Annotated in this window: 18 protein-coding genes and 3 pseudogenes; 8 read left to right on the top strand and 13 right to left on the bottom strand. The window is 67.5% G+C overall.

Annotated features, from left to right (window positions below):
• From AB0O15_RS40000 to AB0O15_RS39985, 4 genes are all read right to left on the bottom strand, one after another.
• Positions 1-3,126, bottom strand: a complete 3,126-nt coding sequence (locus tag AB0O15_RS40000; RefSeq protein WP_364330585.1) for a PAS domain S-box protein — start codon at positions 3,124-3,126, stop codon at positions 1-3.
• A gap of 599 nt (positions 3,127-3,725) precedes the next feature.
• Positions 3,726-4,562, bottom strand: a complete 837-nt coding sequence (locus tag AB0O15_RS39995; protein WP_364330582.1) for an ATP-binding protein — start codon at positions 4,560-4,562, stop codon at positions 3,726-3,728.
• Complete coding sequence (locus AB0O15_RS39990; RefSeq protein ID WP_364330579.1) at positions 4,547-5,707, bottom strand: PAS domain S-box protein; 1,161 nt, start codon at positions 5,705-5,707, stop codon at positions 4,547-4,549. The genes AB0O15_RS39995 and AB0O15_RS39990 overlap by 16 nt, the downstream gene beginning before the upstream one ends.
• Entirely contained in the window at positions 5,701-6,066 is a 366-nt protein-coding gene (locus tag AB0O15_RS39985) for a hypothetical protein (protein WP_364330576.1), read from the bottom strand. Before AB0O15_RS39985 ends, AB0O15_RS39990 begins: the two co-directional genes overlap by 7 nt.
• Positions 6,067-6,632: 566 nt before the next feature.
• Between AB0O15_RS39985 and AB0O15_RS39980 the strand changes: the two genes are divergently transcribed.
• Positions 6,633-7,070, top strand: a complete 438-nt coding sequence (locus AB0O15_RS39980; RefSeq protein WP_364330573.1) for a chemotaxis protein CheW — start codon at positions 6,633-6,635, stop codon at positions 7,068-7,070.
• Positions 7,030-8,841, top strand: a complete 1,812-nt coding sequence (locus AB0O15_RS39975; RefSeq protein ID WP_364330570.1) for an ATP-binding protein — start codon at positions 7,030-7,032, stop codon at positions 8,839-8,841. Before AB0O15_RS39980 ends, AB0O15_RS39975 begins: the two co-directional genes overlap by 41 nt.
• Positions 8,842-9,238: 397 nt before the next feature.
• On the opposite strand, the gene AB0O15_RS39970 is transcribed toward AB0O15_RS39975, so the two are convergent.
• Both AB0O15_RS39970 and AB0O15_RS39965 read right to left on the bottom strand, forming a co-directional pair.
• The gene (locus tag AB0O15_RS39970; RefSeq protein WP_364330567.1) at positions 9,239-10,279 is read right to left on the bottom strand and encodes a serine/threonine protein phosphatase; all 1,041 of its coding nucleotides are present in this window, start codon (positions 10,277-10,279) and stop codon (positions 9,239-9,241) included.
• 473 nt (positions 10,280-10,752) lie between these two features.
• Positions 10,753-10,968: a hypothetical protein gene (locus AB0O15_RS39965; protein ID WP_364330565.1), complete on the bottom strand. Its 216-nt coding sequence runs from the start codon at positions 10,966-10,968 to the stop codon at positions 10,753-10,755.
• 20 nt (positions 10,969-10,988) lie between these two features.
• Here AB0O15_RS39965 and AB0O15_RS39960 point away from each other — a divergent pair, with 20 nt between their 5' ends.
• Together AB0O15_RS39960 and AB0O15_RS39955 are read left to right on the top strand one after the other, a co-directional pair.
• Positions 10,989-11,651 (top strand): DUF5074 domain-containing protein, encoded by a 663-nt coding sequence (locus AB0O15_RS39960; RefSeq protein WP_364330562.1) that lies wholly within the window; start codon positions 10,989-10,991, stop codon positions 11,649-11,651.
• Positions 11,652-11,781: 130 nt separating this feature from the next.
• A complete protein-coding gene (locus AB0O15_RS39955; RefSeq protein WP_364330560.1) occupies positions 11,782-12,246 on the top strand; it encodes an SMI1/KNR4 family protein in 465 nt (154 codons plus the stop codon).
• A 351-nt stretch (positions 12,247-12,597) separates the two neighbouring features.
• On the opposite strand, the pseudogene AB0O15_RS39950 reads toward AB0O15_RS39955, so the two are convergent.
• The 3 genes and pseudogenes from AB0O15_RS39950 to AB0O15_RS39940 all read right to left on the bottom strand — a co-directional run.
• Positions 12,598-12,957 (bottom strand): annotated as a pseudogene (locus AB0O15_RS39950) (VOC family protein); the annotation flags it as partial.
• Between the two features lie 27 nt (positions 12,958-12,984).
• Complete coding sequence (locus AB0O15_RS39945; RefSeq protein WP_364330557.1) at positions 12,985-14,340, bottom strand: M23 family metallopeptidase; 1,356 nt, start codon at positions 14,338-14,340, stop codon at positions 12,985-12,987.
• A 451-nt stretch (positions 14,341-14,791) separates the two neighbouring features.
• A pseudogene (locus AB0O15_RS39940) lies at positions 14,792-15,415 on the bottom strand (response regulator transcription factor).
• Between the two features lie 59 nt (positions 15,416-15,474).
• Here AB0O15_RS39940 and AB0O15_RS39935 point away from each other — a divergent pair.
• Positions 15,475-15,843, top strand: a pseudogene (locus AB0O15_RS39935) (AAA family ATPase); the annotation flags it as partial.
• A 63-nt stretch (positions 15,844-15,906) separates the two neighbouring features.
• Here the strand turns inward: AB0O15_RS39935 and AB0O15_RS39930 are convergent.
• Entirely contained in the window at positions 15,907-16,641 is a 735-nt protein-coding gene (locus AB0O15_RS39930; protein ID WP_364330864.1) for a DUF6082 family protein, read from the bottom strand.
• A gap of 725 nt (positions 16,642-17,366) precedes the next feature.
• Positions 17,367-17,906 carry a hypothetical protein gene (locus AB0O15_RS39925; protein ID WP_364330554.1) on the bottom strand — a complete coding sequence of 180 codons (540 nt, stop codon included), beginning with the start codon at positions 17,904-17,906 and terminating at the stop codon, positions 17,367-17,369.
• A gap of 273 nt (positions 17,907-18,179) precedes the next feature.
• On the opposite strand from AB0O15_RS39925, the gene AB0O15_RS39920 reads away from it, so the two are divergent.
• Entirely contained in the window at positions 18,180-19,763 is a 1,584-nt protein-coding gene (locus AB0O15_RS39920) for an IS1634 family transposase (RefSeq protein ID WP_364330551.1), read from the top strand.
• A gap of 26 nt (positions 19,764-19,789) precedes the next feature.
• On the opposite strand, the gene AB0O15_RS39915 is transcribed toward AB0O15_RS39920, so the two are convergent.
• The gene (locus tag AB0O15_RS39915) at positions 19,790-20,578 is read right to left on the bottom strand and encodes a tetratricopeptide repeat protein (protein ID WP_364330548.1); all 789 of its coding nucleotides are present in this window, start codon (positions 20,576-20,578) and stop codon (positions 19,790-19,792) included.
• 362 nt (positions 20,579-20,940) lie between these two features.
• Between AB0O15_RS39915 and AB0O15_RS39910 the strand changes: the two genes are divergently transcribed.
• Positions 20,941-21,222 (top strand): hypothetical protein, encoded by a 282-nt coding sequence (locus tag AB0O15_RS39910; RefSeq protein WP_364330545.1) that lies wholly within the window; start codon positions 20,941-20,943, stop codon positions 21,220-21,222.
• Positions 21,223-21,287: 65 nt separating this feature from the next.
• Here AB0O15_RS39910 and AB0O15_RS39905 read toward each other — a convergent pair whose 3' ends face one another.
• Entirely contained in the window at positions 21,288-21,527 is a 240-nt protein-coding gene (locus AB0O15_RS39905; RefSeq protein WP_364330542.1) for a CPCC family cysteine-rich protein, read from the bottom strand.
• Between the two features lie 295 nt (positions 21,528-21,822).
• On the opposite strand from AB0O15_RS39905, the gene AB0O15_RS39900 reads away from it, so the two are divergent.
• Positions 21,823-22,737 carry an aminoglycoside phosphotransferase family protein gene (locus AB0O15_RS39900; protein ID WP_364330539.1) on the top strand — a complete coding sequence of 305 codons (915 nt, stop codon included), beginning with the start codon at positions 21,823-21,825 and terminating at the stop codon, positions 22,735-22,737.
• Positions 22,738-22,991: the final 254 nt, after the last annotated feature.

Raw genomic sequence — 22,991 nt, 5'->3', positions numbered from 1 at the left:
TTAAGCAGGCCCGATGTCGATCGGTTCGGGTGTGGCGTTGGGTCGCGCGGAGGCGGAGGCGGCTGTGGCTGGTTGATGTGTGCCGGGTGGGTGCAGGTCGGTGTGGATGTGGTGGAGCAGTTCGCGGCTGGTGAATGGTTTTTCGACGATGGTGACGCCGTCGGGGAGGGTGCCGTTTTCGGTGAGGACGGGTTGGGCGTAGCCGGACATGTAGAGCACCGGGATGCCGGGGCGGATGGCTTGGATGCGGGCGGCGACTTCGTTGCCCAGCATTTTCGGCATGATCACGTCGGTGAGCAGCAGGTCGATCGGCGCCGCATGGGTGTGGGCGAGGTGGATGGCCTGGGCGCCGCAGTTGGCGGCCAGGACGTGGTAGCCGGCTCGGGTCAGGATCCGTCCGGTGACCTGGCGTAGGGCGTCTTCGTCTTCGACCATCAGGATGGTCTCGTGCGGGCGCGGTCCGGCTGCCTGCACCTCGGGTCCGGCGGCGGCATCGGCGGGGGTGAGGGCGGCGGGGGTGTCGACGGCGGGTAGCAGGATGGTGATGGTGGTGCCGATGCCGTTCTCGGAGTAGAGCCGCACGTCACCGCCGGCGGCGGTCGCGATGCCGTAGACGGTGGCTAGCCCGAGGCCGGTGCCCGAGCCGTGGGGCTTGGTGGTGTAGAACGGTTCGAACGCACGTTCGATCACGTCGGGGGGCATGCCGCTGCCGGTGTCGCTGACCCGTAGGCGCACGTACCGGCCCGGTTCCAGGGGGCCGGAGGCGACATCTTCGTCGTCGAGGTCGGCGTTGGTGGTGTCGATGGACAGGGTGCCGCCGTCGGGCATCGCGTCGCGGGCGTTGACGGCGAGGTTGACCAGGATCTGCTCGATCTGGCTGGCATCGGCGTAGACGGGTTGCAGCTGCCGGTCGAGTTGGGTGATCAGGTGGATGTGTTCACCGAGGGTGCGGCGCAGCATCTGCTCGACGTCACCGATGACGTGGTTGAGGTTGAGGACTTCGGCTTGGGTGATGTCACGCCGGCCGAAGGCGAGGAGTTGTTTGGTCAGCTGGGTGGCGCGTTCGGCGGCCCGGCTGATCTGCCCGATGTCGTTGCGGGCGCCGGCCAGATCATCGGCGTTGACGGCAGTGGTGTCCAGGGTGTCGAGCAGTAGTTCGCTGTAGTTGGTGATCACGGCGAGGATGTTGTTGAAGTCGTGTGCCACACCCCCGGCGAGCTGGCCGAGGCTTTCCAGCCGGCGAGCGTGTTGCAGGCGCCGTTCGCCTGCGTCACGTTCGGCCTGGGCGATGAGGCGTTCGCGTTCGTTCTGGGCGTGCAGCCGTTCGGTGACGTCGCGGACAGCGGCCGACACGATCACACCTTGGTCGGTTTCCAGCGCGGACAGGCTGATCTCGACCGGGAACTCGCTGCCGTCTTTGCGCACCGCGGTCAGGTCCTTGCCGACCCCCAGCTGCCCCGCTCGGGGGTCGGCGAAATAGGCGTCGCGCAGCTGGGGGTGGCGGGGGCGTACCCGCTCGGGGACCAGGACGTCGATCGACTGGCCGATCAGGTCGTCGCGCTGGTAGCCGAACATGCGTTCGGTCTGGGCGTTGATCAGGGTAATGGTGCCGCCCCGGGTGACCCCGATGATCGCGTCGGGGGCCGCTTCCAGCAGGCCGCGGAACATCGCCTCGGCACGATGCCGTTCGCTGATGTCGCGGGAGATCGCCGCCACGCCGGTGATGTGGCCGTCCGGGCCGGTGATCGGTGACAGGGTCAACGCCACCGTGAGTACGGTGCCGTCTTTACGGCGGCGCTGGACCTCGTGCTGCTCGATGCGTTCGCCGCGGGCCACGTCTTGCATCAGCTGCGCTTCTGCCAGCTCGTGACCCGGAGGAAACAGCATGGCAGAGGGCTGGCCGAGGACCTCATCACGGGCGTAGCCGTAAAGCCGTTCAGCACCGGCGTTCCAGCTGGTGATCAGCCCGTCGAGGGTTTTGGAGATGATCGCGTCGTGCGATGACTCCACGATCTTCGCCAAGCTCTGCTGTTCGGCAAGGGCGGTGGCCCGCTGCGCCAGGACGGTGGCGCGCTGCGCGAGGGCGGCGGCCTGCTCCCCGAGCTCGGTCAGCAGCGAGACGTCGTCATCGGCGAACAGCCGGCGGTAGCGGCTGAGCAGCACCACCGCGCCACGACCGTCCGCGGTCGGCACCGGCGCCGCAGTCACGAAACGGCAGTGACCGGCCTGAGCGAGGGCGACCGCCAGCCGGGGCGACCCAGATGCGCCAGCCAGGGCGTCGACCGTGGTCGTGGCAACCAACACCTCATCGACGTCACGCTGCTCGTACTCGTACTCGGGCAGGGACAGCCCACATGAGGTCACCGCGCGCACGGTGCCGGCCGCGGTGGGCAGCACCACCGCGACCGCATCGGCGCCGAACATCTGCCGGGCTCCTTGGCAGTACTGCTGCCACGTACGCGCGGCTGGTTCGTCGGCAGGGATGGCGAGCAAGTAACGCAGCACCGTGTTCGCGGCCTCCCGCGACCAGCTCTGCCGCAGCCGGCGTGGCGGCACGAACGCCAGGACGTACAGCAGCCCGGAGACAACGGCCAACGAGCGTGTCCACACGGCCACCCCCGATCCGCCGCCGGCGATCAGCAACGTCACGCCGAACAGTGCGGTCCCTGCCGCGGCGTACTGCAGCCGGGCCCGGGCGGCACCCGCACGGCGGCGCGCCTCGGCGGCCAACAGCCCCGCGGCGACCGCCTCCACGGCGCAGAACACGCCCACCGCCGGCCACACCACCGGCGGTGGCAACGGCGCCGGTAACACCACCACCGGCAGCGTGGTTAACACCCAGCCGGCCACGGCGGCCACCTGCAACCACTGCGGCACCGACCGCAGCCGGCCGACCAGCCGCAACGTCAGCACCGGCTGCGCCAACAACAACGCAGACGCCGACGCCGCCACCACCTGCGGCGGCGGGCCGATTAGCACCCGCACGACGCCGAGAACGAACAGCACCGCCACCGCCGCGAAGACCAACATCACGTCACGCAGCAGCGGATCACGCCGGCGCAGATAGCACCACGACACCCACAGGAAGATCATCATGTAGAGCGCGGTGACGGCCAGAACGGCCATGATGCCCCCGGTCCCGCCGCAGAGCGCACGGCCATCGGAACATTTCGCCTCAGCCTAGGACGAGAACACGAAGCACGTTCGGAAACGCGACTCGTGGTCGGCCGGCAGGAACAGCAACACCGCGACGGCTGGCACGCCAGCAGCGCGCGGCCAGCAGCGCGCGGCCAGCAGCGCGCGGCCAGCAGCGCGCGGCCAGCAGCGCGCGGCCAGCAGCGCGCGGCCAGCAGCGCGCGGCCCACCCGCGTCGTAGTACCGGCGACCACACGCCCGGCCGAGCGATGGAACGGTTTTCTCGTACCATCGGCCGCTCCGCCCCGCACATGACTGCTACCACTGGAACGCCCCGGCTCCGAAATCCGGCTGAGGATTGTCCGCGGCCCCTGGAGCCGCGCTGTCGACAGCGCCCGGTCGTGGTCGATCAGGGGTCAATCGCTGTCGGCGCCGGGATAGGGCCGCAGGATGACCCAGACGCGTTTGCCGCCCTCATGGGATTCGACGCCCCATCGCTGGCTGAACGCCTCGGCTCGTGGCCAATTGGGTCGTCGAGCAGGCGCTGCGCGTGTTCCGGGCGTAGCTGCAACGGCTGAACTGAAGCGGATTTAGGTGGGCCTGTCAGGGAAGCCACCAGCGGACTGTTCAGGAGCGAATATTTCTCGGATGGGGTTGAGCAGGTCGGGCTCGGTGAAGGGTTTTTCGATGAGGCGTATGCCGGGCTCGAGGGTGCCGTGGGAGGACAGGACGGGCTGGGCGTAGCCGGACATGTACAGCACGTGGATGTCGGGGCGCAGGGCGCGTACCGTTGCGGCGACTTCGGTGCCCAGCATGTGGGGCATGACGACGTCGGCGAGGAGCAGGTCGATGGGTCCGTCGTGCCAGCGGGCCTTTTCCAGTGCTTCGGTGCCAGTCGCGGCGGTGATGACCTGGTATCCGTTGCGGGTCAGCAGCCGTCGGGCGACTTCAAGGATGCCGTCTTCGTCCTCCACGACCAGGATGGTGCCTTGCTGGCTGGTCCGGTCGCAGGGCAGTACCGCTGCGGCGGGCTGCGGGGTTTGGTCGGTGGCCGGCAGCAGCGCGGTCACCACGGTGCCGACGTTGTCCTCACTGGCGATGCGCACGTGCCCGTCGGCCTGGCTGATGGCCCCGTATACCGTGGCCAGGCCGAGGCCGGTGCCTTCACCGCTGGGTTTGGTAGTGAAGAACGGCTCGAAGACGCGCTCGAGCACCTCCTTCGGTATGCCGGTCCCGGTGTCGGCGACCTGCAGGCATACGTAGCGTCCGGGCGGCACGGGTGGATCGTAGCCGGCGAGGTCGTCGAGGTTCTGGTTGCTTGTCGTGACGGTCAGCGTGCCGCCGCCGGGCATCGCATCACGGGCATTGACCGCCAGGTTCACCAGCGCCTGCTCGATCTGGCCTTCATCGATCAGGATCGGCCACAACCCGTCCGCCCGGCCGGTGACCAGCCGGATGTTTCACCGAGGGTGCGGTGCAGCATCTGTTCGATGTCGGCGACAACGGTGTTGAGGTCGAGCACCTGCGGACGCACGACCTCGCGACGGGCGAAGGACAGCAGTTGATGGGTCAACGCGGCGGCGCGTTCGGCGGCCCGTTTGACCTGTTCGGTGTCTGCGCGCACCGTCGCCCAGTCCTGCTGATCCTCGCCGTGAGCGGCGGCGGTGACCTCTTCCTGGATGAAGCCGATGTAGTTGAGGATGATGCCGAGCATGTTGTTGAAGTCGTGCGCGATCCCGCCGGCCAGTTGCCCGAGACTCTCCAGCCGCTGAGCCTGCTGTAGTTGCCGCTGCAGCCGTTCCCGTTCGGCCAGCGCCATAAGCCGTTCGCGTTCGGCCTGGACCTGTAAACGTTCCGTCGCGTCCCGGATCGCGACCGAGAGCACCATCCCGCCGCTGGTCTCGAAGGCGCTGAGGCTGATGTCCGCAGGGAACTCGGTGCCGTCCTTACGGCGGACACTGGGATGCAACGACACCACCGCCGGTTCGTTGCCGGCTTGCATGGCAGGCCGGAGCCCTTCGCTGGACACGCCTCCGGTGATGATCACCTCCACCGGCTGGCCCAGCAACTCCTTACGGCGGTAGCCGAGAAGGCGTTCGGCCTGTGCGTTGACCAGCACGATCGCTCCGGAGACGTCGACACAGATGATGCTGTCGGGGGCGGCGTCGAGCAGGCCCCGGAACCTGGCTTCGGCCTGCTGCTGAGGGTCCATCCCCCGGGAGACGGAGGCGGCGCCGACGATGGTGCCGTGTTCGTCGGTGATCGGGGAGACGGTCAGTGACACGGTGACCCGGCTGCCGTCTTTCCGTACGCGTTGGGTCTGGTACTGCTCGACGCGTTCCCCGGCGCTGATGCGCTGCAGAATTGCTGCTTCGTCGCCTTGCTGCTCCGGCGGGAACAAGACGGCGGCGGGTTGACCCACCATCTCCGCGGCGGTGTAGCCGTAGAGCCGTTCAGCACCGGGATTCCAGCTGGTGATACGCCCGTCGAGGGCCTTACCCATGATCGCGTCGTGCGACGACCGCACGATCGCCGCCAACTCCGCCTGAGCCCGGCCCGGGTTAGTCACCACGGCCCGCACCCGCCCGGTGCCAGCACTGTAAAGCTTGCCAACAGTTGGTCGGCCGGGATCTCCGCATACCGGTTCCCCATCCGAGCGGTGGCCTCAGCGCCCTTGTCGGCCATCTCCTGGGAGAGCCGAAATTCGAGTCCGTCTGGCGTCAGCGCGATAGCCGCAAGGCGTGGCGGAGTAAACGCGAGAACAAACAATGCTGCGCCGACGATGAGCAGCGCGGTGAGACCGGGTCCACCGTCGGCGAAAAATACCTTCCAAGCACCGATGCCGAGGCAAGTTAAACCGGTAACGCCGAGCAACGCCAGTCCGGTTATCTGCCACCGCGACTGCTTCCGGGTGGTATGTAGTGCCGCCACTCCGACGATTCTTCCGAAACAAGCGCCTGCGCGGGCGGGAACGGCGGAGTTCCGCCGCATCCCCGAAGGGAGCGGTGACGAGGCTTCGCGATGCCGTGAGGAGTTGGCCGGACAAGATATGAGTAGTCCGCGCGCCAGGTGACCTCGCGCTTTGCCAGGTCGGTGGCAGTAGTAAACGGTAGCCCCTGGTTGCGTGGCGGCGCCCTCTCATACCACGATCCGAGCGCGACTCAGCTTGACGATCACGCCGTCGGTGGCCGCATGGGGCGTGCGTGCCCGGCGTTCGATGCGGCGTTGAATACAGACCTTGGATCGTTCTGGCCACCACTGGGTCTGCGCCTGCCGGAAACCTCATCCGTGCAGGCCAGGCGGCATGTTCGTACTCGTGGAGGGCACCGTCGAGGCGATCGCGTCTTCGGGTGCGTTTCCCCCGGGCTACGGCCTCGATGTGAACAAAAGGTGTGCCCCGATCCGGGATTGCCTTGAGTTGAAGGGTGGCGAACCGAATACAGCAACGGGTACGCCCCGGCGAAGCCTGGCGGCCAGCAGACCCCTGGAGATCATCCATGCCCAGACGTCAGTTCGTGACGTTCGACGTAGCGAACCAGTTCTTCGGGGTCCCCATAGAAATCGTGCAGGAAGTCCTGCTCAACGAGAAGTACACGCCGATGCCGCTCGCCCCGGACGCGTGCGGCGGACTGTTCAACCTGCGCGGCGAGGTCATCGGGACGGTGGACATGCAGGTCCGGTTCGGGCTGCCACCCAGGTCAATGTCGGGTGCGATCACCAACGTGGTCGTGCTGGCCGGCGGTGAACCGATGAGCCTGCTGGTGGACCGGATCGGACCGGTCGCCGAACTGGACGATGCGGCGTTCGAGCTGCCACCGGACACCCTGACCGGGCCGACCCGGGCGATGATCGTCGGGTCATACAAGACCGAGGATCGGCTGCTGCTGGTGCTCGATGTCGACGAATGCGTCAACACCGCCCGCGCCGCAGTCTGAACAGGCCGGCGGGACCGCCCGGACGGCAGAGCCGTTGCGTCCGTTGAGGGTTGGTCGAACGGACATGCGGCTACGCTCTCGCTTAGCAGCGTCGTGCCCATCCCCCAGGGCCTGGTCGCCGTCGGATGTCGTTCGGCGACAGGGGGGAGCCATGACTCAGTCAGAGCAGCAGAAGGTCACCGGCGGCGAGGGGGTGGTCCACGAGCCGCAGTCGGTGCTGGCCGCTTCCCCTGAGGCGTACATCGCGATCGATGCCGAAGGGCGCGTTGTCGGCTGGAATCCCGCCGCCGAGGCGACGTTCGGGTATCCGCTGGAGGATGCCTGCGGCCGGCGGATCGAGGATCTGATCCTCCCGCAGCGGTTCCGCGCGGCGCACCACGCGGGGCTGGCTCGCCTCGCCGCCGGTGAACCGGCGCGGGTTCTGGGTCAGCGGCTGCAGCTGTGCGCGCTGCACCGTGATGGCCATGAGTTCGCGATCGAGCTGGTCCTGGCCGCCACGCAGGAACAGACCGGCCGGGTGTTTCATGCCTTCGCGCACGACGTCACCGTCGTGCGCCGGGCCGGGCGGTTCACCGCGGTGGAAGCCGCGGTGGCGCGGGGGTTGGCCGAAGCGCAGTCCAGCACTGTCGCGGCCACCCGGGTAGCTGAGGCACTCGGCGTCACGATGGACTGGCCGGTGGTCGAGCTGTGGCTCAGCGACGACGACCGGCAGGTGCTGTGTTGCGCCGCCCGGCACGCCGCACCCGGCCAGCGCCTCGGCCGGTTCGCCCTGGATGAACTTGATCCCGGCGTCGGACTGCCCGGCCGGGTCTTCCAGCAGGCCCGGCCGCAGTGGGTCGCTGATCTGGCAGCGGACGCCACGTTCCTGCGCAGCCGCGCCGCGGCCCGTATCGGGTTGCACGTTGCCGTCGGGGTGCCGATCTGCACTGGCGGACACACCCTCGGCGCGTTGTGCGTCTACGGCGACCGGGCCGAAGATCCCGAAGACACCCTCATCGCGCTGCTGGCCGGCGTCGCCGCGCAGGTCGGGCAGTACCTGGAACGCCGCCGCGCGGAAGAACTCGCCGTCGAGCTGGCCCGCACCAAGGACGAGTTCGTCGCCATGGTCACCCACGAACTGCGCAACCCGCTCGCGGTCATCACCAGCACCGCGGCGCTGGCCGAGGAGGAACTCGACGCCCTCACTGTGGACGATCAACGGCGTTACCTGCAGGTCATCGGCCGTAACGCGCAACGGCTGGCGGTCATGGCCGAGGACCTGCTCGACCTCGCCCGCTTGGAGTCCGGGCACCTGGCCGTGCAGCCGGAGCCCACCGACTTGTGCGCCGTCATCGAGCACTGCGTGCAGGCCTTTCACACCACAGCTGCGGCCAAAGACCTGACCGTCACCGTGCACACCCCGCGCGGGCTGCACCTGCACGCCGACCCGCACCGGCTACGCCAGGTCGCCGACAACCTGCTCGGCAACGCCATCAAGTACACCCCCGCCCGCGGCACCATCACCATCACCGCCACCAACGACACGGATGAGCACATCATGTGGACCGTGTCCGACACCGGCATCGGCATCCCCGAAACCGAACGTCCCCGCCTGTTCCGCCGCTTCTACCGGGCCTCCACCGCACTGGACCGGCGTATCCCCGGTACCGGCCTCGGGCTGGTGATCACGCGCGCCATCATCGAACGGCACCACGGCACCATCCACGTCACCCCTCACCAGGGCCCCGGCACCACCTTCACCATCCGGCTCCCCATCAAAAGCCTTCCGTAACGGCGAAGCCCACGCCGCCGGGCACCAACAGCTCACACGCCTGCGGGCCGGCTGTCACTGCCTGCGCCGAAAGTCGCCGTCATGACGAGATCTCGCGTCCTATCGGCGGCCATGAGCGTGCGTTCGCGGCTCGACGCGCTCCGGCTACATCACGGAGAGTTGCCGGAACCGGCGTAGTGGGGTGCGATACTGGCAGAGACCGGTATTCAAGTAGTCGCTATTCTCCGACCAAGATTCGAATGCGCCTACGCTGCGTGGTCTTCGGTTGTTGGGCTTGTCTCTGAACTTGAAGTCACTAGTCAGTCCCCGTCGGTGCGGCGCCAGTCAGGCTTCCCGCCGTGCCTGCGGTCGCGCGATCAGGGCTGGCCGGTCGTGGCGCCTACCCGGGCAATCTCACTCAACGGGTAGGGTGCGGTCCGGCTTTCGTCGTACAACGTGCGGTAGAATCGTTGAGCACGGCGGCGACCGGCGCATGCCGCCGGATGATCGACGCGACGGCCGGCGGGACGTTGGCCGGCTGCTCGCCCCCGGCGTACCGGCGGATCGCCTCGACGCCATGCTTTCGATGGAAGGCGACCGGGTCGGCAGCGCCACTGAGCGCGGCCACCAGCCAGTTGACCAGTTCGGTAGTCACGTAGCACCCGTCGTGGCCAGCGTTGCGGCGCAGGAACTCCGTCTCGGCGGCGGAGAGTTCGAAGCGCGGCGACGTCGCCAGGCCGAGGTCGGCGAGATAGAGCCGCCGGCCGTCGGTGAGGACGTTGCGGAAGTGCGCGTCGAAGTGCAGCAGGCCGTTGGCGTTCATGAACGCAACGGCGGTCCGGAGGTCGCGCTCCACCGTGGCGGCCGCCAACTCGACGGCGCCGTCGCCGAGGGCCACCTGCGCGGTCAACCACTCGTGCAGGTTCTGCGGGACGTATTCCAGGAAGAGGACCACCTCGGCCGACGATTGGGCGACCGCCTCGATCCGGGCGCGCACCGCCGGTGAGCCGTCCCAGTACCCGACCGTACGTTCCAGGTCCGCGTGTTCCTCGGGCGGCGCGACCGCGCCGGGCAGCACCCTCCAGTGATACATCAGCGGGAAACTGCCGAACCGCCCTTCCAGCACCCAGCCGGTGGTCATGGCGTTCGCGGCCAACTCCCGCCACGCGCCGAAGCCGGGCCCGCCGATGCCGTACTGGCAGCCGGGAGGGAGCCGAAAGTGGTTCGCAGTGGACATCACGTTCTCCGGTTGGCGCTCCGTGTCGGTGAGCGGGACACGCTTGGCGAAGACCGGCGTGCCCTCGACCTGCAGTAGCACCGCCGTGCCGCCGATTCCGGAACCGATCGGCGCCGCACTGTCCACCAGTTCCCCGAGCCGCCGGTCGCTGAGTAGCGCCAGGGTGGTCCCGACGGTGACGTATCGGGCCAACCGGTCGGCGTCCTCCAGTGACTGCTCCATGATCGAGGACCCTAACCGGAAACCGATGGCGGGCGGTCTGTGCGAGGCGAGGGGGTGCGGCGCTGGCAGAAACTGGTGATCAGGTAGTCGGTGTTCTCTGTCCCGGGATCTTGGGTTGTGGTCGGGTGCGGTCTCCGGGGGGCGTATTTCTTCCAGGTTCCTCCGGCTTGGGCGGCGACGGCTTCGGTGTGCACCACGTGGTAGCCGAGCATCCCGGCGACGACCGATGGCGGTGCCTGCAGGACGAGCTGGCGGATCGTGGCGGTGCGAGCGTGCAAGGTGGTGATCCCGAGGACGCTGAGCAGTTTGCCGAGGGTGGCGGGGTGTAAGGGCTGGCCGGCGCGGCGGCCGGGGAACAGCCAGGTGCCGTTCGGGTTGGTCGCGGTGGTGGTGTTCCCCCGGCTGGTCAGGTGCTTGAGCAGCAGGGCGACGAACGGCTCAGGAACCGGCGAGGGCGGGGATCCGAGACGCAGCTACACCTGGTTGCCGTCGCGGATGACGTCGTCGGTGGTCAGGCGCATGATGCGGCTGATCGGTTGGGCGTAGAGCAGCATGAGCAGGGTCACGACCCTGGCTCGCAGCGGGATGGCGTCGTCGGTGATGGCGCGGCGGATGAGCCCGATCCGGCGGTGTTGGCTGATCGGGGCTGGGTTCTCGGTGCGCTGGTGAGGAATGTTCAGCCGGGGCATGGTGCGGTTGGCGACGCACCGTGGTGTCTCTGCTGGCCGGAAGCACTGTCACGGTGTCGTCGTGTCAAAGCGCGATCGCCGGTGCGGAAGCGAGGTTCAAGACTGCTGCCGCAAAGTTGCGGGTGGTCGGCTCTGACGGCCGGTTCGTCTACGCCACCGACGACTGCGGCATCCGCCGCATCGACCCCAACACCGGCGCGGTCACATCGCTGCTGCCGGGCGGCCAGTTCGCCCCGGCGACGGCATCGGTGGCAATCGCCGGCCGCTACCTGTACGCGGTCAACAACGTCAATGGCGGCCTGGCCAAAATCGACCTCGGCTCCGGCCCCGCCACGGTGATCAACTCGAGCGTCACCGGTGCGGTTGCCGCGGACGACGCCAACGTCTGGATCATCACCGGCACCACCCTGCTGAAGATCAACCCGGCCAACGGCCAAGCCACCACCATCTCCAGCCAGGTACCAACCAACGGATATGCGCCGACTGCGGCCATATCGGCGGGCAGTTACCTGTACGTTGACGTTCGCACCTCCGGTACCAGCAATTACACGAAGACGATCAGGGTCGCCAAGTCGAACGGCGCTGGCGTCACGCTCACGCCGAATTTCGGCAATGTCGCCGGCTTCGCATCGGATAACACCCGCCTCTTCGTCGCCGATGGTGGGCTCAAGACCGTCGCCTGACCACCGGACGCCGGTGCCCTTATCGAGATTTCCGCGATGAGGGCACCGGCCAATGTCTACCATTCGGCCATGCCGACAACGCCCGACATGGCCGAGAGCCTGACCGCCATCGAGGCATGGCTTGCGCGCTATGCACCCCGTCAGCCAAGCCACTTTGCGGCCTGGCCTCAGTGAGGCTCAACTTCAGAACCTCGAATTACGTTACAGATTCCCCTTGAACCCAGACCTCCGGACACTCCTCAGCTGGCATGACGGATCTCAGAACTCAAATGGGCTCGATATCTGGACCGACTACCTATTCGAGACGTCGGAAGAAATGTTCTCCCGGTCGCGGTTCCCCGACCCTTTGTGGGACCGCCACTGGGTGCCATTCGCCTCAGATACTGGGATTAATACATTGGTTGTCGATCATACAACCGGAGAAGGGCGAATTCTACTTCATGACGGATCGAGCGGAATTCATCCCGACTGGGCCTGGCCCAATCTGAGGAATCTCGTTGCCAAGACTGCGCATGCACTGACATTTTCATCACCATTGGACGGACGGCATGGGCGTGCCCTGGATGGCCGCTTACGTTGGGTGTCGAGGGAGTGACGAGGTGTGGGATCTGATCGAGGACAGCGATCTGATCACGCTGCCCATGGTCCTGTTCGTCCTCACCCAGCAGGACGATCCCAGCTCGGCGTTGCGGCCGCAGGGCCGCAACCAGGGCTGACCGTAGGCGCTTGCCGGAACGCACCCCCGGCTCTGCCCATCGATCACCGGATCCGGCGCTCACATCGGGATCCGGTGAGGCTCGTCAACATCGAGAGCGCCACTTGTGGATCTTGACTTCGGTAGCGCCAATCGGTAGATCCGGAGCCTGCACCCACTGTGCAATCAATCGCGAGCCTATACGGCTGCGAGCGCGGATCTGCCGAGATGAGGGAGGCGTTCGATGGTGAATCACCGCAGGGCCGCTGCGAGTTCGGCGGCGTTGTCGAACGCGGATGCCGCTCGACCAGTTTCCCCTTCGGTGAGCACGGCGGACTGGACGCGGGCCAGCATCTCGGCTGCGGTCTTTGGATCGTGCAGCACCATCGCGAGCTCGGCGCCGTAGACCAGCACCTCTACCTGCTCGACCGGGTCGTCGTCGGCTCGCGGGGCGGGCCAACGCGCTGTCGGGGATCCGAACTGCCTGTCCGACGCTACCCCTGGAATCGGCCTGCACGACAGCATTCGCCAGGGCGCCTTGGCCAGCCGCCCGGCAGGCGTGGTGGCGGGCATGGGCACGGTGGCGGCGTCCTGAACGACGCGGATCCAATTGCAGGGCCGGGACGTCCGTGCGGTTGCTCACCGCCGATCGCTGGATGGTTCGAACGTGACGATGTCACCGGTCAGCGAGTACATTCCTGCGCGCCGGTGCGGCGGCGGCACGGGGATTCTGACCGGTGCCGGCGGGAAGGTGTCGAATCCGGCGACGCGGCTGTCGAGCCGGAACCGGTCGAAGACGAAGGGCACACCGTTGGCGGTCAGGCCGAAGGGAAGACCGGGGGCGTCGGTGACCTGGAAGTGCAGGTGCGGCTGGAACGAGTTGCCGTTGTTACCCACCTGGCCGAGGACCTGGCCGCGGTCAAGCCGATCGCCGGGCCGGACCCGCACGCTGCCCGTGCTCAGGTGAGCGTACACGGCGGTGCGGCCACCGCCGAGGTCCTGAAGCACGAAGTTGCCGAGCACGTCGTTGTCCCCGAGATCGGGCGGAAAGGCCGGCGGGGTGTTCTCCGGCACGCCGTCACGGACCGCGAGCACACGGCCGGGCGCGGCGGCCATGACCGCGGCGCCGAAGATGTAGTAGCTCTCATTACGCGTCGGATCACCGGCATTCGTGTTCAGCGCGGCGTCCATCCGGACGAGGTCGACCGCGTAACGCTGCGCGAGGTAGATGCGGCCGTCGAGTTCGACTCGTGCCCGCCGGTGCCCGAACGGCGGGCCGCAGCAGCCGAACACGGCGATGCTGCCACCGCGCAGCGGCGCACTCACCCGAAGCGGCTCCCGCCGCTCGACCGTGGTTCGGGCGCCGGTGAAGGTGGTCACGCCGTCGCCGTCGCCGGTGGCCACACCGAAACGGTGATCCAGACGGGTCGGTACCCGCGCGCCTGGTGCCAGCGTGACGTCGAGCAGCAGCATGCCGGATCCACCCGGCGGGAGCGTCCGGCTGAATGCGTCGTCGGTGAAGCGAAACAGCCGCCGCTCGATCGCGTCACCATCCAGCACAGCCAGGATGGTGACGGCACGGACCTCCACCCGGTCGAGCCGGACCGCGTGGTCCGTTTCGTTGCGCAGCAGAATCTCGTACACCAGATGCGCACGCCAATCGGTGGCGGGCAACGGCTGCGGCGCGGCCAGGACCTTCACGGCGAGCGGAGGTGGGGCCAGCGGACCGGCCCCTGCCGGCGCCGCGACCACGCCCGACGCGATCAGCACCAACCCGACGGCGGTCAGGGCCGACAACAGCTTCGGACCCACGAACAACCTCGGCAAGCCACGAACTCTCGATCGGCTCCTGACCCGATGCGTGTCCACCCCGGACGCGATCCCCTTGACTTTCGGCATATCCGTGACGCTATGCGTCACCGACGGCGCGGATCGATCCTGCCAGCACCACTCCCATGCTAGAGCTAGCACCAGTGCGGCGCCCTCCCAGCTCAAAAGACCTCTAGTCTCTGGCGGATACGGCAGCAGCCTGCCGATGACCTCATCACACCATCCACCCAACGATCGATCACGACGAGTATCGATCACTCTTCACGGGGCAGAACCCGTTACTCACGAGCAGAGCCAAGCGGCTGACCGCACGGCCGTGAGGGTGTCACGAACCTGATCTACGCCCGGCCCCCTGCCGGTAACGCCGTCGAGCATCAGGCTGCTCGACAAGGGGCTCGTGGTGGAGATCGACCCGGACGGGCCATCGGCGGTCGAGTTCGTCGACACCCCCGGTTTCTACCGGCGGCGCACGGCAGGAACCGGCCCACTGAGCCCGAGACGTTCCTGGTCGGGACCCGGCCGGCGCACGTGCGCCGCCAGATGCTGCGACCAGCGCGCGACGAAGGCGCCGGCGCCGTCCACGACTAGGCTCAGGGTTCCTTCCGCTGGAGACAGGTCAGGACGGCGCGACCCGGCGGTGGTCGTCGGAGCTGTCGGCGGGCAGGTCGAGCTTGGTGAAGATGGCGTTGATGTGTTTGCCGACGACCTTCTCGCTGATGGTCAGCGCCGTAGTGATGGCGGCGTTGGAGCGGCTTTCGGCCATCAGGGCAAGGACTTCGCGTTCGCGTGGGGTGAGCCGGCGGAGCGGGTCATGGCGGCGTGTGAGCAGTTGCCGGACCACTTCGGGGTCGATGACGCAGCCGCCGGCAGCGACCCGGTGGACGCCGTCGACGAACTCGGCCACGTCGAGGATGCGGTCCTTGAGCAGTTAGCCGACCCCGCCGGCGTCGGTGGATTCGAGGAGTTTGGCGGCGTACGCGGTGACGACGTACTGGCTGAGGACGAGCACTGGCAGGCCCGGGTATCGCACGCGCAGGACGACGGCCGCGTGCAGTCCTTCATCGGTGTACGAGGGCGGCATGCGGACATCGGTGACGACCACGTCGGGGCGTTCGGCGTCGACGGCGGCGGCGAGGGCGGCGGCGTCACCGACGGCGACGACTTGGCGGTGGAACCGGACGAGGAGCGCGACGAGGCCCTCGCGCAGGAGGACCGCGTCGTCGGCGAGGACTACGCGCATGGCAGTTCGAGTCGCAGGACGGTCGGTCCGCCGGGCGGGCTGGACAGGGTCAGCGTGCCGCCGTGCGCCGGGCCGGTGGCTTCTCCCTCGACATGAAGCAACGGCTGGGCATCGCGGCTGCGTTGCTCGGTGACGCGCCGGTGCTGCTGTTCGACGAGCCGGTCAACGGTCTCGATCCCGAGGGCATCCACTGGATCCGCGGGCTGCTGCGCGGGCTCGCCGGACAGGGACGGGCGGTGTTCGTCTCCAGCCACCTGATGAGCGAACTGGAGGACACCGCCGACCACCTCATCGTCGTGGCCCGGGGCCGGCTCGTCGCCGACATCAGCATCGCCGGCCTGCTCGCCCGGGCGCCCGGCGACCGGGTCGTGCTGCGCACCACGCGGACGGCCGAAGCGATGGCCGCCCTCACCGCCGGCGGCGCCACGGCCGCGCTGACCGGTCCCGAGACGCTCACCGTCACCGGCCTCCCCGGTGAGCGCCGACCGCACCTAATCTTTGTGTGCGGCCGCGGCCTTCCCCGCCGTGCTCAGCCGGCTCGCCCGCCTCGGCAACCCGCCCTCAGCCGACGCGAACGCCCGGCCCCTGCGCGCCCGCACGCACGCCGAGCCCCCACGGAGCATCCTTCGCGAGGGCTCGGCGTCCGGCGGCCTCGGCTCAGGCCGGCGAGCCAGACGCCCAACATCGTGCCTGCGGTCGGAGGCGTTTCCTTTCGACGAGTAGGGCTCGGGATCCGGTGGAGGGTCAGCAGCAAGTACCTCGTGATACACATCGTCGAGAATATGAGCAAATCGTCGAGCCTTTGAATTGGGACTCGACATCCACCCGTCTCGGTGGCCGGCCCAGTGGCTTCTCAAGGCTTCAGTGCTGAAGAGGCTCTCGCCTTCCGGGGATCGAATATCCGACTCGGTGAAATGTCCAGTTTCGTAGGCAAAAGAGAAAAACTGCAGCCACATCTGCGCATAAACGTCGCGCCGCAATTCCGACGGGTGCATCGCCGCGCGTTCCCGCGTGAAGGCGTGAGCGTACGTCTCCGGGTCGCTAGCCAGTAATAGGAGTAGTTCCCGTTGCTGGTCGCGGACGGCCTGGTGGCGTTGCTGACGGACGGCTCGCACCTGGTAAGCGATGGACGCTGCAACACCGGAGAGAGCTACGGCGGAGATCAGGGCGGAGGCACCACCGTAGGTCTGTCCTATATCGGCGAGGGTCTTCCAATCAAGGTGCATGAGCTCGCTGGCGGCGGCGAGCGCATATGGGGTCACGCGGCGCCTGCGAGGGTGGCGATTGCCGTAACGACGAGAACTAGCGTGGCGACCAGTTGTTTGGGGGTCATAAAGGATCGGATACAGGAAGAGACGACACCTTGTACAGGCTCACCGGGTGTGAACTGGAGTTCTGGCGTATGTTCGGCGGCTGCGTCGCAGACGAACGCGAGCGCGCGAGAGTTGGGAGCAGAAGCGTAGCAGTCAGCGCCAGGCTCGCGGGCTATTGCGGGACATGTCGACGGCCCGCCATCCACTCGATCTCTACCGACGGCCGGAGCAACCACCGCAGTGAGGACACCAGCCGCCACGGCCTGGCCCGTAGCGGCAATCGGCAACTCAACCGCGTTTGACGTATCCGTTGTCCAGCAGGCGATTGACCGTCCAGGCGCTCCCGTGGAAGTCCGGCTGTTTCCCCCGCTGAAGATTCACTCCGCCGAGCCCGACGTCACCGGCGGGCGTCCCCGCTTGGAGGCGGGCCCGCGGTGCGCGGGTATCGCGCAATATCTGCGGTAGATCAGTGCATCGGCCGCGATCATCAAGTCATTCGCGCGGCTGTCACTGCTGAATATCCGGTGTATTGAGTCAAGGAAATTGCGGGGTCGGAGTTGAGACAACGAGACCATCGCCCCCGCGGGTCGCGGTAGACCGAGCATTAGGCGCAGCGCCAATACGATGGGTCGCCCGGGCTATGTGACGTCTCGAGCACTATAGGCAAAGGCGCCCTGACGGTAGCGACACAAGATGCTTGTAGCCATTTCCTCCGGAGTCCCTCTTGGGTCGATGACCAGGTGTCGGGCGTCGATGCGGGCTTGCTCGAACTGTTTGTGCATATGCCGCGTACCGGGCTCGTCGTCACGGTTGCCCTCACGGGTGGTGACGTTCTGCACGCAGCGTTCTACCGAGGGCAGCAGAACGGCGTAGTGCAACTCGTTCAGTCCTGTAGCTTCGAAGAAGGTCGGCAGGAACCATGGCCCCATGACTCCGTCGAAGACGGACTCGTATCCTCCCCGCGCGAACTGCCCAGCTGCCGCACCCGAGGCGCGGATGACCGTCTGGTTCTGATCCTTCGCCCCTGGCAGCCACGGCGTCTGCGCACCCTGGTCCAGAAATCGGAAGAAGGCGTCTCCGCGGATCAGGACGCTAGGCGAGAGACGCGAAGAAGCGATGGAGCTGACAATCGACTTCCCGGCTCCGGGTGGCCCGGCGATGATAAGCACGGTGGACATGCGGCCCTGTGTATCCGCATCGGCGCCGCGTTATCAAGGCAATATCGGAGGCGCTGAGGTCGCCGTCCGGCGATCGGGCGCCGACCCCACCCGTCAAGCACCGGCAGGAGTACCCATGAGGTCTTGGCGAGCATCGTCGAGCGCGCCTAGCCCCGCATTCCGCACGTCGGTGATCGTGGGCGGGTTTCGGCGCGGCGGGTTGGCCGGGGGCAGGTTCGGTGGCAGCGTGGCGGGGTTGTGAGAGAGCGTGCGCGATACGGTGCGGTGCCGTCGGTGGAGAAGGCGTTGGGGTCGTTGCCGGTGGTCGCGGCGTTCGCCGGTCGGCTGCGGATTCGCGATGTCATCGATGGGTTGTGCCCGGTCGACGACCGGTCGGAGTTGACCCACGGGCAGGTCATCGAAGCCCTGGTCGCGAACCGGTTGACCTCACCAGAACCCCTCGTGCGGGTGCGGGACTGGGCGGCCGGATACGCGGTCGAGGAAGTCTTCGGGCTCCGGCCGGAACAGCTCAACGATGACCGGGTCGGCCGGGCGTTGGACGCGATCGCGCCGCAGGTGGACTCGATCGCCGGGTCGGTCGGCGCAGCCGCGATCAAGGTGTTCGGTATCGACGTGTCCCGGATGCATTGGGACATGACGTCGATCTCGCTGCATGGCGAGTATGAGCAGGCCGATGAGGACTACGCGGCGCCGAAGTTCGGGCATCCCAAGGACCGGCGGCCGGATCTGAAACAGGTCCAGGCGGGGATCGCGGTGACCGCCGATGGTGGGGTGCCGGTGTTTCATCGGGCGTACGACGGCGGCGCGGGTGAGGTCGCCCAGGTCGTGCCGATGATGAAGGCGTTGCAGCAGATCGCCACGACGCGCCGGTTGTTGATCGTCGGGGACTCGAAACTGGTGTCGTACGACAACCTGACGAAGATGCACGCCGACGAGGTGACGTTCGTGGCTCCCGCGTCGAAGGTGTACGTCAAAGCCGAACAGTTGGCTGGCCTGGAGCTGGACCGGGCCACCCGGGTCGACTACGTCGCTGCCCGTGACCAGGGAAAAGACGCTGCCAAGCGGGGAGCGTGGCACGTGGTCGAGGACACGATGTCCTTGGCCGGGCCGCGGAAGAAGGACCCGGTGCTGAGTCTGCGCCGGGTCTTCGTGCACTCCAGCGCCCGCGCCGGTGCCGCAGCAGCCGCCCGGGCCCAGAAACTCGACCGGGCCCGCGGCGATCTGGACCGGCTGACCCGAGGCCTGGGCTCGCGGCACTACCCGGACCCGGCCGCGGTCGAGGCCCGCCTAACGGTGATCGGCAAGACCCGCCGCGTCGGCGGCTACCTACGCACCACGACCGGCACCGACGCCGAGACCAGCAAACCCACCCTGACCTGGCACTTCGACCAGGCTACGATCGACGCCGAAACATCCACCGACGGCTGGTACGCGCTGCTGACCAACCTGGACCCGGCTGACGCCGACGCCGCGCAGGTCCTGCTGCACTACAAGGGCCAGGAAGCCGTCGAACGCCGCTACTCGACGTTCAAGGGCCCCCTGGCCGTCGCCGCGATCTACCTGAAGGACAACCGCCGGATCACCGCCATGATCACCGTGGTCTGCCTCGCCCTGCTCATCTTCAGCCTGATCGAACGCCAGACCAGAGCCGCCCTACGCGCGCAGGACCGCACGACCGTCGCCGGCCTCTACGCCGGCCGGCCCGCGATCCCGACCACCCGGCTCATCTTCCAAGCCCTCGCCGGCATACGACTGATCCCCGCGACCAGCGGCAACCCACACACCATCCCTCAACCCACACCCCTGCAACTCGAAATCCTCGACCTGCTCGACGTCAATCCGCTGGAATGGTGCTGACGATCGCCGACCTGCGGAATACGGGCCTAGCCGGAGCCGGACGTCCGGGGCGGAACCACCTCGTCCGGGTTGTCCGCCTCGGACAGCAGCAGACGCAGCGTCCCGCGCAGTTCGGCGGCGTCGGCTTCGTACCCGGCCGCATCGTCCGGGCGGCCCATCTCCGAAAGCAGCAGGCTGCGAGTTTCCAGCGCCGTGGCAACCATGTGCAGATAACCCGGATCCGTATGCGCAGCCTGACGGAACTCGAGGATCGCCGCCTCGTTGACCTTGAGCGCCGAGTCGCGGTCGCCGATCGCGGCGAGGCCGATACTGAGGTTGTACAGCGACTCGCCGAACTTCGCCCGGTAGCTCTCGTCGGTGCCGACGAGGTCTCGATAGCGCTCGACTGCCTCGGTCATGAACGGCACGGCCTCCTCGTGGCGATTCTGCTCGGTCAGCACCACGCCGAGGTTGGTCAGCGCAACGGGCAACCACGGCTGGACATCGTCCGGCCCGTAGTCGAGCATCCGCCGATACCGCATGACGGCCTCCTGGGCCACCGTGGTCGCCTCGTCGTGGCAGCCGGCCCGGGACAGCACCAGGGCGAAGTTGGTGGTCGCGTGGGTGTAATCCAGGAGGTACCGGTCGGGATCGTCCATGGCCGGCTCGTGCTGGATCTCGACGGCTTCCCGAGCCGACGCCACCGCCTCGGCATGCCGGCCGAGCCGGCCCAGGACGGTGCTGAGGTTGAGCAGCGCTTTGGCCAAATCGGACTGATGAGCGCAGCGGCCGGTCTCGCCGGGGCGGCGCAGCAGGGCGATGGCCTCCTCGACCACCGGCCGCGCCGCGGCCGCGCGATCCAGCAGGACCAGCGTTCCGCACCGGCCAGGAAAGGACCAAGGTAAACGAGGACGACCGCACCGTCTCCGAAACTCTTAAGGCCAGACTGGTCTGGCCTAAGCAGTTCCAGCCTGGCACGCCATGATGGCGAGGCTCCCGGTCGGGGCATCGGGTTTGGTCGATTTGCTGTCCTACCTGGAGCCTCGCCTCCATCGATCACCGGGCCCGCCGCCCCCGCCCTGAGCTGCAAGATCAGCTTGGAAAAGGCTCATTGGTAAGAGGGTTCTCTCGAGCCTGCCTAGGCCATCGCATAGGGGCCGTCGGTGCGCGTGCCGTCTACGATCTTGTGATGAGCAGAATGTTTGCCGACGACCAGGACACCATCCACATCGTCGGAACGCTGTCGGCCGAAGACATGCGCCGGCTGCTACCGCTGGTGAACGGCGCGTTCCAGTTGCGCGACAAACCGCTCACCACCCTGACCCTGGCATTCGACGAGGCCGCAACGATCGCCGACGACGACGCGGTCGTGGCCACCCGGGAAGCCCTGGGGGATGCGCTCGCCGTGTGCGCCGACCAGAACGCGGCCCTGCGGATCGTCGCGCCGCCGGCGCTGCGTCGCCTCTCCACCACGGGGTAGCTACACGCTGTGGGCCCCGTCGGCGGTCAGGTGCGCCGGGTGGTGCCGATGGCCCGCGTCTGCCGCTACTGCTGCCCGCTTCCCGCCTTTTCTGTGTCCAGTGGCGCACCAACGTGGGCCAGGCGTCGTTCCTCTGAGGCGCCATAGCTCACGAAGTTCCGCCGCGCTTGAGAGAGGCTCATTGAGCGGTTCGGGCCACCGCGAACCTGATCAGCGTCATGATCGTCCTGTCCGTCGTCCTCCCAGTAGCACACCGGGCAGATCTCGTAGTAGCCACGCTGGCTCAGGGTGACAACCCGCAGCAAGGGCAGGCATACGGGCCGCCTTCGGGTGGCCGGATCACGTTGATGAACGGGTCACTCATGTCGTGATCCTCGCATCGCCGCGCGCCCAGCAGCGGATGGGCATGGCTGCCCTCCGCAGCGTTTGTCATCGGCATGGCCGGGATCCAGCCGATGGTCCCGGGTGCAGCGGCGGGCAGCGAGCGAATCGCGGCTACTTGAGAGTGAACCGATCCCGCACCAGGTCACGCCTTCTCATGGGCGGTACCGCGCGCGAATCTGCAGCTTGGTGGGGCTCTTGACAGGTGGCCCTACCTGTATGAGAGTCGTCCAGTGCGGGAAGGGTAACCAGCGCAGTCCTGGTCTTTCGGAGCCGCTGCTCGCTTGGCTTGAGTCACAGCTGAGCAGTCGGATCGTTGTCGGTGCCGTTCGTTCTCTGCACGACGGGGAAAGCCCGTGGTGGATCGATCTCATGGCGCCCGACGGGTCGACATTCTCAGCGGTCCTTCGCTTCCCGAGCAGCCGTATCTCGCCGGATCAAATTGCGACGAACGCCGCGGCGCTCACTGTCGCCGAGAAGCACGGCTTGTCAGCTCCCCGCCTGTTCGCGGCCGATCTCGACGGTCGCGTGGCTGAGACATCAGCAAGTTTGGAGACCGTCGTGCCCGGGACGAGCACATGGCCCGCTGCGCCTTCCACCGAGTTGCTTCTGGCGGCAGGCGCCGCAATCGCCCAGGTCCACACCGTCATCCTCGACCCGCAACCGCAGCTCCCACTCCGGCCCCGCCCTATCGCGGTTGACGACTTCGCCCACGACCGCCGAGTCGGCCGGATGCCAACCACCGCACTACTCCAGCTGGCCGACGAACAAATTCAGGCGATCAAGGCTCCGGACCTGCCGGGCGTCTTCGTGCACGGCGATGTGTGGCCCGGCAACACGGTGGTTGCCGACGGCCGGGTCCGCGCCTTGATCGACTGGAAGACCGCCGGCGTCGGCAACCCTGGCGTGGATCTCGGCGAGCTCCGCAAACAAGTCGCGATCTTCTACGACGATGCCGCCCCCAGGCACGTGTTGCAGGGCTGGGAACGGGCCAGCGGCACGCGGGCCGACAACCTCCCCTACTGGGACGCCGTGGCTGCTCTCAACACGCCCACCGAGTCCTACGGCCCCCACGCCGCACGTCGGCGTGACGACTTCCTTCGAGCCGCCATCGCACAGTTGCGACAACACTGATCGCCGAGCTGACCAAGCGAAGCCGAGATCGGCCAACGCCTGCCCGATGACAGCTGTACAAACAGCAACACCAGGCCCACTTCACACCGTGACGGGCATGCCGCCGAGCGGATCGCGGCAGATGAGGATGCCGTAGGCGATCCGAGTCCCGCAGTTCTGGGGGGCAGAAAGAACGCCATCTCCGACCGTGGCGAGGCGCGAGTGGGGTCACGACGGTCGTGGACGGTTGACGCCCTGAGTGATTGTGGATCCAT

The sequence above is a fragment of the Actinoplanes sp. NPDC089786 genome (assembly GCF_040684855.1).
GTDB lineage: Bacteria > Actinomycetota > Actinomycetes > Mycobacteriales > Micromonosporaceae > Actinoplanes.
The sequence above is the reverse complement of the archived record's forward strand: the minus strand, read 5'-3'. Positions and strand labels throughout refer to the sequence as shown.